Annotated in this window: 15 protein-coding genes; 13 read left to right on the top strand and 2 right to left on the bottom strand. The window is 62.5% G+C overall.

The genetic code is table 11. The annotated features are described in order from the left end of the window. Positions 1-133: 133 nt before the first annotated feature. From ASC91_RS18550 to ASC91_RS18535, 4 genes are read left to right on the top strand one after another with little or no spacing between them, the layout of a single operon-like run. Positions 134-466, top strand: coding sequence for a hypothetical protein (locus tag ASC91_RS18550; RefSeq protein ID WP_056200034.1), 333 nt, complete (start codon positions 134-136; stop codon positions 464-466). Positions 467-469: 3 nt separating this feature from the next. Continuing rightward, a complete protein-coding gene (locus ASC91_RS18545; protein ID WP_056200031.1) occupies positions 470-910 on the top strand; it encodes a hypothetical protein in 441 nt (146 codons plus the stop codon). Continuing rightward, positions 907-1,416 carry a hypothetical protein gene (locus ASC91_RS18540; RefSeq protein WP_157281805.1) on the top strand — a complete coding sequence of 170 codons (510 nt, stop codon included), beginning with the start codon at positions 907-909 and terminating at the stop codon, positions 1,414-1,416. The genes ASC91_RS18545 and ASC91_RS18540 overlap by 4 nt, the downstream gene beginning before the upstream one ends. Then, complete coding sequence (locus ASC91_RS18535) at positions 1,413-2,945, top strand: ThiF family adenylyltransferase (RefSeq protein WP_056200027.1); 1,533 nt, start codon at positions 1,413-1,415, stop codon at positions 2,943-2,945. Before ASC91_RS18540 ends, ASC91_RS18535 begins: the two co-directional genes overlap by 4 nt. An 89-nt stretch (positions 2,946-3,034) precedes the next feature. Here the strand turns inward: ASC91_RS18535 and ASC91_RS18530 are convergent, their stop codons facing one another. After that, positions 3,035-3,667 carry a histidine phosphatase family protein gene (locus tag ASC91_RS18530; protein ID WP_056200025.1) on the bottom strand — a complete coding sequence of 211 codons (633 nt, stop codon included), beginning with the start codon at positions 3,665-3,667 and terminating at the stop codon, positions 3,035-3,037. Next, positions 3,664-4,326 carry a hypothetical protein gene (locus ASC91_RS18525; protein WP_157281803.1) on the bottom strand — a complete coding sequence of 221 codons (663 nt, stop codon included), beginning with the start codon at positions 4,324-4,326 and terminating at the stop codon, positions 3,664-3,666. The genes ASC91_RS18530 and ASC91_RS18525 overlap by 4 nt, the downstream gene beginning before the upstream one ends. Before the next feature lie 148 nt (positions 4,327-4,474). On the opposite strand from ASC91_RS18525, the gene ASC91_RS29570 reads away from it, so the two are divergent. From ASC91_RS29570 to ASC91_RS18490, 9 genes are all read left to right on the top strand, one after another. Next, complete coding sequence (locus ASC91_RS29570) at positions 4,475-4,957, top strand: hypothetical protein (RefSeq protein ID WP_157281801.1); 483 nt, start codon at positions 4,475-4,477, stop codon at positions 4,955-4,957. Positions 4,958-5,238: 281 nt separating this feature from the next. Next, positions 5,239-5,946 carry a hypothetical protein gene (locus ASC91_RS18520; RefSeq protein WP_056200018.1) on the top strand — a complete coding sequence of 236 codons (708 nt, stop codon included), beginning with the start codon at positions 5,239-5,241 and terminating at the stop codon, positions 5,944-5,946. Then, on the top strand, positions 5,852-7,789 hold the full coding sequence (locus ASC91_RS18515) for a Mu transposase C-terminal domain-containing protein (RefSeq protein ID WP_082532807.1): 1,938 nt from the start codon (positions 5,852-5,854) through the stop codon (positions 7,787-7,789). The genes ASC91_RS18520 and ASC91_RS18515 overlap by 95 nt, the downstream gene beginning before the upstream one ends. Positions 7,790-7,801: 12 nt before the next feature. Continuing rightward, positions 7,802-8,752: a TniB family NTP-binding protein gene (locus ASC91_RS18510; protein ID WP_082532806.1), complete on the top strand. Its 951-nt coding sequence runs from the start codon at positions 7,802-7,804 to the stop codon at positions 8,750-8,752. After that, a complete protein-coding gene (locus ASC91_RS18505) occupies positions 8,739-9,713 on the top strand; it encodes a TniQ family protein (RefSeq protein WP_056200011.1) in 975 nt (324 codons plus the stop codon). Before ASC91_RS18510 ends, ASC91_RS18505 begins: the two co-directional genes overlap by 14 nt. Beyond that, positions 9,710-10,624 (top strand): TniQ family protein, encoded by a 915-nt coding sequence (locus ASC91_RS30955; protein WP_082532805.1) that lies wholly within the window; start codon positions 9,710-9,712, stop codon positions 10,622-10,624. Before ASC91_RS18505 ends, ASC91_RS30955 begins: the two co-directional genes overlap by 4 nt. A gap of 32 nt (positions 10,625-10,656) precedes the next feature. Then, on the top strand, positions 10,657-11,718 hold the full coding sequence (locus tag ASC91_RS18500) for a hypothetical protein (RefSeq protein ID WP_157281799.1): 1,062 nt from the start codon (positions 10,657-10,659) through the stop codon (positions 11,716-11,718). 717 nt (positions 11,719-12,435) lie between these two features. Beyond that, positions 12,436-13,113: a hypothetical protein gene (locus ASC91_RS18495; protein WP_157281795.1), complete on the top strand. Its 678-nt coding sequence runs from the start codon at positions 12,436-12,438 to the stop codon at positions 13,111-13,113. Positions 13,114-13,154: 41 nt separating this feature from the next. Then, positions 13,155-13,889, top strand: a complete 735-nt coding sequence (locus tag ASC91_RS18490) for a TIGR02391 family protein (protein WP_056200005.1) — start codon at positions 13,155-13,157, stop codon at positions 13,887-13,889. The last annotated feature ends 82 nt before the right edge of the window (positions 13,890-13,971 follow it).

Below are 13,971 nucleotides of genomic sequence, written 5' to 3'. Positions count from 1 at the left end.
AAGGCTTGCCTTGGGGACGTGTTGCCACATCCGGTGTGAGAGCCAAAAGTGTGCGGCACGAAATCCTCTAGGTCAAGCACCACCCCTAGCTTGCGGGGGCGAATACGACCACTTTTTTTTCGGATTTCACACCATGCACACTGAAGCATCGCTCCATGCGGAGCACCATGAAGGCGACGAGAACGCCTCCAACAAATCTCAAGACGTCGTGGTTCGCGTGCGCTACGCACCAGTGAAGCAGCCCTTCACTGAGAACCACACCCCGCAGACTGACACCCTGGCGGATGTGAAGGCCCGCGCGTTGGCGCACTTTCACCTCTCGGAGGGCCCAGTCGATGGCGGCAGCAAGACCTACTCCCTGTCTCTCAATGGCGAGGTTCAAACGAACCTTTCGTTGAAGGTGGGCGACCTGGCCGAACACCGCCAACTCAGTCTGCTCCTGGTAGAGCAATTCACCCAGGGCTAGGGCATGGCAAGCGAGCTCGACCTGATGCTGTTCCAACAGCATCTTGAAGAGCTCCGGGCGCTGCCGCAGGTTGACCGCTGGACCGTCAAACGAGGCGACCCCGCCGCGCTCGACGTCACGGTCGACCTGTCTTCCCGCAAGGCGCCGCAGGAGCTTTACCGGGTCCGACTGCGTTGGACCGATTACGCCAAGCCGCCGTCGGTGAAATTCATCGACATGCCCACTGGGTCGGAGACCGAGGCTCGCGCCTGGCCGGTCTTCGACGGCAGTCGCCCGACGAGCTTCTTCATCTGCGTTCCTTTCACCCAGGAAGGGTTTGCCCATCACCCCGAATGGGCCGCAGGCATCAATGCATACCCGGTGCTGGAAGACCCGCTGCAGTACGTGCTGCTCAATCTCCAGAGCCTTTTGGACATCACCTATACAGGAAGGTGCCAACCATGAAACCTATGTCCTGGGCGCTGCCCAGCAACCTCCTCGCAGACTCCGTTGAGATCATGCGTCCCAATGGCCTACACGGAAACGAAGGCTTGGCCCTCTGGCTTGGCGACGAGCACGACGGCACCGCAAGGGTGACCCATATCCTTCGGTTGCACGGCAGCGGCTTCGTCGCCGGGCCGCTCCAGCTCAGCCTCTCGATGCGGGCCATCTCGCGCATCACGGACCTCTCTGACGAACTGGGCCTCTACTGGGTTGGCCAGATCCATAGCCATCCGGGCACGTTTGTTGACCTGTCCCGGGTTGACCGTGCCTTTGGGGTCAAGGTGCAGGACTACTTGTCCGTCGTCTGCCCCCACTACGCCCAGGCTCGAACAAACGACCTCGATGACTGCGGTGTGCATGTTTTTGATGACGGCGCCTACAGGCGCTTCACCCAGCGCGAGGTCGGAGGCCGAATCCGCGTTGGCCAACACAAGGCCGAGGTTCTCAACCTGGAGGTGCATGCATGAACACCGAACAACAAACACCGCTGGAGGCTTCGCGCCCGCTCGGCGTCGCCCAGGACCTCGCCGCCACCGTCCTGGACGCCAAGATCGTCTATGCCCGCAAGGTGGTCCTCACCGGCGAACTGCAGACCCTTTCCACCCCGAACGGTCGCTCATGCCTACTGACCGCGATTCGCCTTCTTTCGAGAGTGGTTGGGCCGCTGTGTGTGGCGCTGCCCGACGGGCTGCCGGATCTGGAGAGCGAAGTGCGTGCGCTCGGCGACGCCATTTGGTCTCAGGGCGATGTTCAGGTCTGCGCCTACAGCGAGGACTGCTTTGTTGATGCCGTGGCGGTGCTGAATGTGGGGAATCAGGCAAGAGAGGACTTGCCCTGGACCTCTATCAACTCGAATGGCTGGATTGCCCGCTGCACCTCGACGTCGACGCAAATCCCAGGAGACTGCGATCAGGCCAATCCGCTTGGTGCCATGATGGCTGCGTCCGCGGGCGTCGCGGAGGTGTTTAAGCGCGTCTATAGCGTGCCCGCCGAGCTCTATCCATTGATGGACTGCGAGCAGCTGTCGCTCTTCACCTTGGACCCGGACCGTGTTGATGTTGGCCCGCCGCTTCCTGAAGCGGTTCGGCTTCCAAGCACGTTGATGCTCGGCGCCGGCGCGATTGGAAATGCGCTGGCGCTCCTCATGTCCCAATTGCCGCTTGAAGGCAAGGTGCATGTCGTCGACAAGCAAACTTACGGTCCGGAGAACTTCGGCACATGCTGCGTGCTTGATGAGGACAGCTGGCTTGACGTATCGAAGGCGGAAAACCTCGCAGACTGGCTGAACGAGCAATCCGGCGGCAAGCTAGAGGCGACCGGTGAACAGGCCTATATCGCCGACTTGATCGATGCTGGGACCCTGAAACCGAAGCAGATCGATCTGGTCATCAATGGCCTCGACGACAACCAGGCTCGGCATGACGTCCAGCGTCTGTGGCCTTCACTCCTCGTCGACGGGGCCATCAACTCGTTTGGCGCGGCGGTCGTGACGCACCGCCTGGATCTCCCAAGCTGGGCTTGCATGCAGTGCACCTTTGAGTTGCCTAACAAAGATGCTCTCGAGAAGCAGGCGAAGGCGACGGGGCTCGGCGCCGACTCTCTGAAGGGCGGCACCAACAGGCAGATCAGCGACGCTGACATCGATGCCGCCGCGCCTGAGATCCGCGATGCGTTACGCGCGGGCCGGCTGGCCGGTGCGACCCTCTGCTCGATGCTGCCTGGCCTCCTGGCCCTCAAGCGTATGGGTGTCGAGCTTGATGAGGGCTTCCGCCCGTCTGTACCGTTTGTCGCGAGCGCCGCTGCTGCCCTCGTGATGGCCCAGGTACTGCGCAGGTTGTGCTGGCCTGAGACCCGCTTCGTCCATGAGTTCCAGATCGCGGACCTATTCAAAGGATTCCACACGTCCTTATCACTCTACAGGCGCGCTGCGATGTCGTGCCCTTGCACGCAGCACCGGAGCCTGATCATGGAGTTGGCCAGCCGAAGGCGGGCCTAGAGTGTCAGCCGGCGGACCGCACTTCACCCCGTACCGAGTGTGCTCCGCCGATCTGACCCCTGATTTCCGCATGGTCACGCGACGGATATCTAGGCGCCATCGCTATGACTGAGCCGCAGAATGGAAAAGCCTGCCGGGGGCGGCGCAAGCTCAAGCGGCTCGCAGTGGGCGACGGGATTCCCGAGGTCAAAGTCCCTGAAGCTAGACATCGACTGCTCACCGCACAAGTGCGACTGCCGCCAGCGCATGGCATTGATGAACTGGCCGTGGCCAAAGAGAAGGACGGCGAGGTCAAACGGTTCTGCGAGCTGGGCCAAGCGCCCGATCGTGTCGTCGACGCGAGCAAGGAACTCGTTGAAGCTTTCCGCGCCGTCACCATCGCATCGGTCGGGGTCCGCCAGAGTCCAGTAGTGCTCAACCCAAACTCGGCGCTGTTCAGCCGTGGTCCCCGCGCATCGCATTGGCGCCAGATAGGTGAACTCCTGGATCGGCCATTCTTCCACGTGGACTCCTGGAAAACGCCGCATCGTCGGCAGGGCTGTCGCCCAAGCCCTCTCAGCCGGCGAGACCACGATGAGACTCGGTGGCTCCGTCCATAGCAAGGCGACTCGCTCGGCCTGCTGTCGGCCAAGATCGGTCAGCTCGATCGATAAAGGATCCAGCGTCGCGGCACCGGCGTTAGCAGCGCTCTGACCGTGGCGGCAACAGACAACCCTAGTCAAGCAGCGGCCCTCGACTTGCGATCTTGTTGACCCGCCCGAAGGCAAGCCTCAAGCACGCGTTGCTCAACTGCAATACGTGCCAATTTCAAGATGGTATGGGGCAGGTTTTCCTCCGCCAGGACTTCGTCGGGAGTTAGAAGGCCTGCCTCCTTGCAAAAGAAGTTGAGGCTCATGACTTCAAGGCGCAGATCCTGGCGCAGATGCAACCATCGCGGGAACACATCGTCGATGCACGCGAACAACTCGTCGGCCATGGTTGACAGTACCGGCTCCGTCCTAACACTCGGTTGAGTTCGTATGTAGGCCTCCCGCGCCAAGCGTCGCAGCTCTGGAGATGCGGTGACTTCGCCGAGCTTCATCAGCAACACCGCCGCCTCAAGGGCGTGAAGGCCGCCCACCGACGCCAGTTGCCTTGCTCGCTGATCGTCGAACGGCTGCAGGAACGCCACAGGTAGCGAGGAACACGCTTCAGAAAGCGGCAGAACCAACAGCTCGACGAGTTGCGCCGGCAGTGCGAGCAACTGCTCGTCAATCCACGCCCTGGAGACCGTATCTCCTCGCAGCAGCCTTTTCAAGGGCGAATGAAAGTAGCGCGCAGTGCCCCGGCAGGCCTGCTCTGCCAGGTCGACCGGATGTACGCCATTGCGCAACGTCGGCACGCGCCGCCCAACCTTGTAGCTGTACCACCGCGAGGATCTAACTTGGCGCCCGTTCTTTCGTGTCACGCGCCCGGGCTGTATGTGCCTCTCGACCTTGCCAGGGGTTGGCAGCCCTAGTCCGAGCGCTACGGCACGGAACCAAAGTCGCGTGAACAGCGCATCGATGGGATGCCGTCTGGGCCGCCTGTTTCCAGGCTTCGAGGGTTTCTTCGCCATGCTCCAGCGTACAGAAATTCCGAACTTCTGCACTGAACTATGCAAGGTCAAAACCGGCCGCAACACTCCGGTCACGCCAAGTCACGTCACGGCGGGATTCGAGCCCATGCCCCAAGATCAAGTCACTCAACCAGGCAGCTTTGCAGACGAACTGCATCGTGAGCTGGAGATGCTGCACGGGCCGCTATTCGGCGGGCCGCTGCTGGTCGCGGCGTTGGGTCACGCGAATGCAGCCTCGTTGAGGCAGGCACGCAAGCGCGGGCGCGTTCCCGTACCTCTTTTCACGCTGCCACAGAAGCGCGGCTACTTTGCTTTGACCCGGGACATCGCCGCCTGGCTTGCCGCAGCAAGGCTCAGCGCCGAAAAGGTCCCACCCCCTCAGCCGAAGAAAGGAGACCCCCAAGAGAGCACATAGCAACCTTCGCTGCCCAGAACGACAAAACCCGAGGGTGACCTCGGGTTTCGCGTCCGGCTCGATGACCAGATCAAGTGGGGACTTGTTTGTGGTCAGTATGGGCCGCGTGCCTTTTGGCGTCAAGCCTTGAGGTAGCTGGGCGAACTCATCCCTTCGATTTGAAAGGAACCGCCCATGCGGATAGCCATCTGTCCATGGCAGGCCTACGTGCGCCTGCTTCACTTCAGCGCGCCTTCAACGGTCCGGCGCCCGTCCCTCCTTTGCCACTGCCGAGGTGCGTCATGAACGCGCCCGTCCGTCAGCTCATCAAACCCACGACGCCGCGCACGGTGCATTTGCTCAACCTCGGCGCACTGGCAGCGCCGGTTCAAGCCGAGGCATCGACCGAGGCCGACTTCGTGCGCCTGGCCGCACTGTGCCCGAAGGTGCGGAACATCGTCTCCCAGCCGTGCACCCTGGACCTTGACGGTCAAGCATTCACGCCGGACTACCGCATCGACTGCGGCGACGGTGTCGTCTCTTACTGGGAGGTCAAGCTCGAACAGCGCTTCGACAAATACCGCTCGTTGTTCAACAAGGCCGCCAGCCACCTGCATGCGCAGGGGGCCCGCTTCTACGCGATCTCCAACGTCTCCCTGCGGCGGCGTGATCAGCACCAGTTCGCTGAACTCCTGCACCGCTACGGCAAAGGCACGCCACCTGAGGCCGTCCTGAACAGGGTGCTTGCCGAAGTGCGCGAGTACTCGGACGGGTACCCCATTGACCAGTTGGCCGTCCGAGCCCTTGTGCCGCACGAGCTGATCTATCACCTGATCGCCCGGCGGCGACTCACGTTCAAGAACCGTATCAGTGCCAGCGACGTGCTGGTCCTCCCCGAACACCTGGAGAAAGAAGATGACCTTCAGCTTGCAAGTTGGCTTGATGTTTCGCCGTGGCGCCCGGACGCTGGAACTGGTGCGAGAACTTCCGGACGGGACGCTGGCGCTTGAGGACTGCGTCACTCGCAGACAGGTTGTTTATGACAAGGCCAAGCTGCTCAAGCTGGTCTGGACAGGGCAGCTGACGTTTCAGGAACCCATAGGCGCACGGGGGCGCATCGCGGCTCCCGTGCTAACGACCTTGGAATCGTTGCGTCCCGGCGACCGCAGGAAGGTCGAGCGCAAGCTGGCCTACCTCAGGGGTATGACGGCCGCGCATGTGTCCCGAGGCCGCGTCAGTGCCATCAAGAGTGTGATCTGCGCCGTTGCTGAGCGCATCGGCGACAAGGAGCCACCAGGCGCAACCACGGTCAGTGGGTGGGCCCGAGACCTAGACACCGCCGACGGCCACGTCGGCGTCTTGGTGGATGGCAACGCCATCCGTAAACGATCGCGCCGGCTATCGGCCGAAATGGAGCGGCTCGTGACGGCGGTGCTGGCGCGCGTCTATCTCAATCGCGACCGCAATTCATTGACCTTCACGCTCGCAGTGATACGGTCTGAGGCCTCCAAGGAGGTCGAGGCAGGACGCATGCCTGCGAGGGACGCCACGGTCAGCCACGCGACCCTCTGTCGCCGAGTGGCGGCACTTGATCGGCACCGCGTCCTCCAAGCGCGCTTCGGGCCGGCCCGCGCGCGCATGGTTTGCCGCACCAGCATGGACGGTGCGGCCGCCGAGTACCCGTTGCAGCGCGTTGAAGTGGATCACACGCCGCTGAACTGGGTGCTGATCTGCGAGCGGACAGGCCTGCCTCTCGGCCGGCCGACGCTCACGGTGCTCATCGATGCCTACTCCGGTTACGTCCTGGGCTTCTACATCAGCTTCTACGGCGCCGGCCTGACCAGCGTCTGTGGTGCGCTGCAGAGCGCCATCCGTCCGAAGGGGGATACGACGTCGGCACTGTCCCTGGCCAAGGCGTGGCCAGCCGAAGGCATCCCCGACGCGCTCTGGATCGACAACGGGCTGGAGTTCCACAGCCCTGTATTCCAGCTGATCGGATGGGATCTGGGTATGAGCCTCACGTACTGCCGTGTGCGCACACCGTGGCTGAAGCCTCACGTGGAGCGGTTCTTCTCGACGCTGGACACGCTCACACTGGCCAAGGGCCGCATTCACAAGCGCATGGCCAACGTCGTCGAGACCGACCCCAATGTCGGCGCCGCAGTCATGTTCGGGGACTTCGTTCGAGGCATCGCGCAGTTTGTGGTCGAGGTGTATCCCTTCCAGATCAACCAGCGCAAGCTGGCCCGGCCGTTCGACCTTTTCACGGAGGGCATCGAGCGCCGTCCGCCGGTCCATTTCCCGCCTGACATCGACGCGCTTCGTCGGATCTCGGCGATGCGCAGGGTCTTGACGGTCGGACCCGGCGGCGTCGAACTGCACGGCTTGCCGTTCGGCGGCCCGGAACTGCTCGACATGCGCCGTCGTTACGGCAAGAGCTTCAAGACGCTGGTGAAGTGGGATCCCGACGATCTGAGTCATGCCTGGATCCAAGATCCGGAGACCAAAGAGTTCGTCGTCAGCCCCTGCCGTTGGCACCACTACGCCCACGGACTGAGCTGGAACCAACATCTTCTGATCAGACGCTTTGCCCGAGAGGAGCTGAAGGCCTCAGGCGCCATTGAGTACCTCGAGCAGGCGCGGCTGCGCCTGCACAGCCACTGGATGGAGTCGGTGGCCTGGAAGACCCGTGTCGACCGCAAGCGCGCCGCGATCACGGCGGGCTACACGTCCGCACGTGTGCTGACTGGCAGCGAGCCCCAGGAGACGGCTGGCGTACAGGCGCCGCCCTGCGTCGTCGCCCCGGCGGTCGCACCCCTCTGCCAAGAGGAATTCGAAACCATTGATCTTTAAAGGAGAGCTGACATGTCGATTGATGTGATTGATCCAGGTGACGATTGGAACGAGGAAGAGCGCCAGATACGTGCTCGTCAAATGGCCATGTACTCGGTCAAGGCGCTGGCGGTGGGGCGGGAGGTTGCGCGCAAGTACATCCTGTTCCCGGACCTGAAGACCGTGCTTGCCGCCTTCGACCGCGCCTACCAACTCTCGCGGGAACTGGGCATCCCGCAGGGCTTGCTCCTGAACGGACCGCCTGGCTCGTCAAAAACGAGTGTTGTCGACTATTTCATCAAGTCATTGCCGCCGATGCCGGATGTTGTCGACGGGTTCGGCGCGCTGTACTTGCGCTTGCGGCCCGGGGCTTCGGCCGGCTTCATCGTTTCGCAGCTGCTGAGCGCGCTGCGTCACCCCTTCACCAATGTCAGAGCGGAGCGGGTGGCGACCATGCGAGACATCGCGTTCGAGGCCATGGAACATAAGGGGACGCGCATGGTCTTCATCGACGAGGCGCAGTGCCTGGCTCTTCGTGGTCGTGGCCGCGTCAGCGATGACCGAGACTCGTCCGCCGGGAACTTGCTGCGCGAGCTGATGGACCGCGGCAAAGTCGCCATTGGCATCTTGGCCGACCTTCGGCTTCAGAGCCTCGACCATGTGGATGCTGCTCTCGCAGATCGAGTTACAGCGCGCATCACGCTGTCCCACTTTGACAACGACGCGATCTGGGCCGCGTTTGTGGCGGAGCTTGCGCGCATCAAGGCGATCGACATGACTTTGCTTGCCGAACCTGCGGTACGCGCGGCGACGCACGCGGCGACGCTCGGATGCAGACGGGCGGTGAAGAGGCTGGTTACGGAAGCTGTCCTCATCGCCGTTGACGCGGGGTCAAACCGAGTGAGGTTGGAGCACCTGCAACTCGCCTTCCGCCGTACCAACGGACCTAGTGACGTGCTGCCCAACCCCTATGGAAGCGCCTGATCAACGTCAGCTCCCCATCCGGCTTGAGTTGGCGCCGGCGGAATCTGGTCTGGGGTTCGCCCTCAGGGCGCTGCGCGCCAACGGCGTGGCGTTTGACCGTGGCGTGCAGTGGCTGCGGCTGGAGCGCCATAGGCCGCTGGCGTGGCAGGACATTCGACAGATTGCCTGGGCGCTGAACGTCGATGCGGACCACTGGGGTGGGCGCGTGGTCGTACGTGATCACGGCGGCAAGGGCTGGGTGCGTCTGGCAGGGCAGCGCTTCCGGCGCCATATCGCATCCAATCGCCTGTACGCCAAGCTATGCCCGCAATGCGTCCGCGAGCGGGGCATCGTCCGACTGAGCTGGCTCCTGCGCGCCACCGTCGGCTGCCCATGGCATGGCTACAGCCTGATCTGCTCGTGCCACCGCTGCGGAGAGGGCATTGGTTGGGATCGGCCAGACGTCGACATTTGCCGCTGTGGGCACCCCTTCAAAGCCAACGGTGAAGCGCCAGAGCTCGAGAGTGATGTCATGGCCTGGCTCTGCTGGCTGGAGGCTGCCGTTAGCCCGGCAGCGCCGCAGAGACCAGTGCCCGCCGCATTTCGTTCGATGCCTGGCGCCATCGAGCACCTCAGCGTCGACGGGTCTTTCAGGATCGTAGAAGCGCTGGGGCTACGTGCTGGGCCGAATGACTCTGTACGCTCCGCTTTGGCCAAGTGCGCGGTGCCACGGGTGCTCGGCGCCGCGATCGCGCGCGGCCTGGATCGATTGAGGTTCATTGAGGCCAACCTGACCGAAGTTCCGAGCCTAGCGTCCGTTGTCAATCAAGAGGCCCTGATCCAAGTCGCAAGGGACTATGCCGCTCCGGTTGACCATACTCTTGCGTGGTGGCTGCTGCATGCGCTTCGCAGCGGCATTGATCCCGGCACAACCCGGGCCGGACTCCGCCCCAAGGGCCAACTGCCGTTGTTCCTCGCATGAGCATCGGGCGCATTCTTCAGCATGGGGTGCCGCAGCCTGCCGACGATGAGTCGCCGGCAAGCTGGCTCAGCCGCTTGGCGTTGGCGCAGGGCTGCTCGTTGCCAGAGCTGTTGAACTTCCTCGGTCTCAGGATTGAGCCCTACGCCGATCTCTCCTTCTTTGGCCTGACGCTCACCGAGCTGCGTTGGAAATGTGGTCTGCCAGCGTCCGCGTTCCTCGCTGCGGACAGGGCCATGACTAGGTTGGCGCGCGCCCAACTGGGGCCAGACGTGATCTTCAGGCCTGCGGCACCAACGCCGGCCTTCCGTTATTGCCCGCTTTGCTTCGGGGAGCGGCAGCCGCCGACATTTCCGATCCACTGGCGTTTCCTCGATTGGCGCTATTGCCCGAGCCATTGCTGCTTGATGGAGGAGAACTGCTGGCGCTGCGGGCGTCTCCTGTGGTACCCCCTCGACATGGCCGAGACCAGGGCTGGCCGCAATGGGTACGCATCCCAACGGCGATGCCTGAGCTGCATGGCTGATCTGAGTGAAGCCAAGCCGTGCTCGGTAGATCCGGATCGGTCGAGCGTGCTTTCACCTATCGAAGCGCACTGGCTACGAGCAGGCTGTGGACTCGTCAAAGCGCTATGCCGCCCCCTATCGGACAGCGACATACCAGCAGAGGTCCAACGCTCGTTTGAATTGAACTCGCTTCCATCGACAGGCCAGTGGAAGCAACTCGAGCTTCGCCTGAGATCACAGGGTGGTATCAACGGAGGTGACGCGTTGGCGGCGCCGCTCACCTATTCGCGCCTACGCAGTAGCTGGGCCGGCAGGGTTTTTGACTTCCATTGCCGGGCGCCATGTACATCGGCTGCATCTGGGGCGCGTGATCGTCCCCTGGGTGTCCGTGTATTCGCGGCTGAGTAGCATTGCGCGTCTACCAACCCGTGGCGCGCTGCGTGGATCTTTTCACCCCGATCGTGGACGCCGAGCATCTGCACCCAAATTTCAAGGCCGTGCAGATCATGCAGCGGGCGGGTGAGGTAGCGGTCGTGAAAGATTGGGCCGACGGCTTTCCAGATCGCGATGGCAAGTTCGTAGACCAGTTCCAGCGCACCTTCAATTCCTGCTTCTGGGAGGTGTACCTGCACGGCCTTTTCAAGGACTACGGCTTTGAGATGGACTGGGCCCATCCGAGCCCTGACTTTTGGCTCAAGACGCCTCTCGGCGAAGTCATCGTCGAGGCCGTCACCGCGAATGAGGCCGATGGAGCTGAACCTGAATGGGGGCGCAAGCCTATCGAGCTGATCGAGAAGGGTGATTTCTGGCCACTGAACCGAGTCGCCATCATCCGGCTTGCCAACGCCCTGCTCAGCAAGGTCCGCAAGTACGAGAGGACTTATCGAGCGCTACCCCACGTGCCCCGCAAGCCTTTTGTCATCGCGGTTGCACCCTTTGAACAGCCGTTCTTCAACCACCAGTACGACCGCCCTATCCAAGCGCTGCTTTACGACTACTACGTTGACGAACAGGCCTACAAGGCGAACCCATCGCGGTACCCCAACGGACCGCCCGGCGTGAAGCTTGGCGACATCAAGAAGGACAACGGCGCAGTGATCGATCTGGGGCTCTTTCTGGACGACCGTTGGCGGGAGGTCAGCGCGGTGATTTTTTCTTGCACGGCCACGTGGGGGAAAGCTGTTGCGATGTCCTCCGTCGCTAGGGATGGGGTCATCCATTCAGTATGGGGGCAGGGCGAGTTCGGTAAGCCCGACAAGCGCGAGAAGCCCATCGGCGTCCCAAGCGAAGGGATCAGCGACGGTCTGATGGTGTTCCACAACCACTATGCGACCAACCCGCTGAGCTGGGATGTCTTCCATCGGCCTGGTGTCATTCAGGTGGTGTTCGGCCCAGATGGCGTTCAGTTCGAAGGTCGGGACCAAAGCCTTCAATTCCGCGTGCCCACACAGTGGGATCGAGATGAGATGGCGGATCCAGGCGACGAAGCGATGCCGTCTTAGCTGTGGGGTGCGGGGCCGCCGCAGCACAGTCCCGAGCGCCTCGCGTCGCCTACGACCAGAAAAGAAAAAGCCCACCGGTTGAAGGTGGGCTTCTCGAACTAGCGTCTGTCTGCGGGTGGAGGCAAAGCCAGCGTTTCCTGCAGCAAGTGCGCAAAGTATATGGCAAGGGCCCTATGGCGCGCCCGTCGCTCGACCGCGGCACTCGCTGCACTGCGAGCACAGTGAGCTGACTGTGTTCAGGGGTCCGGCGGAAGCCGTCGTGTGCCGGCGCTCAGCGATTCGGCCCGTCGGAGGCCCCGATTTCAAGACGCCGTCGGCGCTCGATGCTTCTGTGGACCAACGTCACCTCCCTGCAGGCTCCACGGACCGCGCCGACCAGCGGCGCGAAATACAGCCGCAAGGTATCCAGAAAGATCTGCTTGTGATTGAGCGGACGCATGATTGCAGGCGAATGAGCTTGCTGCGCAGGATATGCCGAAGACGATGCCACGTCACGCGGTGCCAACGGCGGCCGCTGACGCTCAGTGAAGCGACGCCGGGGCCGTATCCGGGCCGCTGGCGAGTTCGAAGCCTGCGCCGTAAACCGCAAGAAAGCCCAGGTGGAGAGGCGGTCAGACCGACTAGCATCATTCAGCCTGACTACAACCGGCGACGAGACCAATGCCTGTAACTGGACACTATCTTTCTCGGCGCATCCGACATGGGGTTGTGCCCTACGTGGCGGGCTACACCGAGACCGTCCAGACGGAAATCCTGCCCGTGTTCTCGGGCCTGAACGAACGTGCAAGCCGGATCGCAGAGGCGGAGTTTGCCCGCCTTGGCGCCGAACCCGCCTCACACGAATTTGACGGGGACTTTGGTGACTTCGCCGACGGAGCGCAAGAGGCTGGCGAGGCGTTCTACAACACCATGGACAGTCTGCGCCGGACCTCGCTGACGCTGTATGCCGTTGGACTTTTCCACCTGCTGGAGCAACTGCTTTGCGACTTGTGTCGCGACGCCAGCTTTGACGTCAACCCACCTTCTGACACGAAGCTCGACGTCGTCGCTGACTGGTACCGAAGGCACTTCCGCGTAGATCTGCGTGCGCTCCCATCCTGGCAGCGAGTCGACGAGCTACGCCTCGTCGCCAACACCGCCAAGCACGGCGCTGGATCTTCGGCAACGCAACTGCGCGCGTTGCGCCCGGATCTCTTCGAAGATCCGTCGTTGCGGGAGCTAATGCCGGACGCCCCTGAGCTCTACACGGCGTCTCATGTGCGCCTTCCGCTTGCCGGGCAAGACCTATTTATTTCCGCGCAAGACTTCGCGGCTTACGCGCGAGCAACTGGAGACTTTCTTGATGAAATAGTTGGGCAGTTTGAGGCCATGGCCGACGAGCACTTCTTCGTATAGAGCCTGAGTGCGCCTGGTTATGCGCGGCATAGACTGCGTTCATGAGCACCCTCGGATCCATGATTCCCGGCGTTGAGGTTCTGCTTCGGCTTGCACCCGAAGAACTGGCCTCGACGGTATTGCGGCTGGCTGCCCAGCGACTGCAAAACGGTTCAGTTCACCCCACGGCGTTCACCTCCGATTTTCAGGATCGGGTCGACATGCAGTGCCCATACCCGGCCCACAAGCGGGCCGACGCCGAGGCCGCGTTTGCCGAGGCTTGGAATTGGCTTTGCGTCCAGGGCCTGCTGGTCCCCAAGATCGAGTCAACGGTGTCTGGCTGGGTGCGGCTGAGTCGACGAGCCGAGACGCTCTTGGACGAAACCGCCTTCAGGACTTACGTCGGCAGCCTTGAGTTTCCGAAGGCGCTGCTGCATCCGGCGATCCGTGAAGAGGTCTGGCTTGACATCGTGCGCGGCGATCCGGGCACGGCGGTGTTCAAGGCCTTCCGCGCGGTAGAGATTGCGGTGCGAGCTGCAGGCAAATATCTGGACAAAGAAGTCGGGATGGACTTGATGCGCCAAGCCTTCAATGTGAACAACGGGCCGCTGAGCGACATGACAAAGCCGGCGGGCGAGCGCGAGTCCAGAGCTCACCTGTTCGCGGGCGCGATCGGATGTTTCAAGAACCCGGTTTCGCATCGGGAAGTCACCATCGACGACATCCGAGAAGCCCAAGAACAGGTCATGTTGGCGAGCCTCCTGCTCCGCATCGTGGACAGCCGGTCGAAGCCGTAACTTAGGCGTCCTTGCCAGAGGATAGGTTTGCGGCTCGGGTATCCGAGCTGCTGCGCGCGCACAACGCCTCCGTTGCTTCCCG

Origin of the sequence: Pelomonas sp. Root1237 (assembly GCF_001425055.1) — a bacterium.
Classification (GTDB): Bacteria; Pseudomonadota; Gammaproteobacteria; order Burkholderiales; family Burkholderiaceae_C; genus Pelomonas.
The sequence above is the reverse complement of the archived record's forward strand: the minus strand, read 5'-3'. Positions and strand labels throughout refer to the sequence as shown.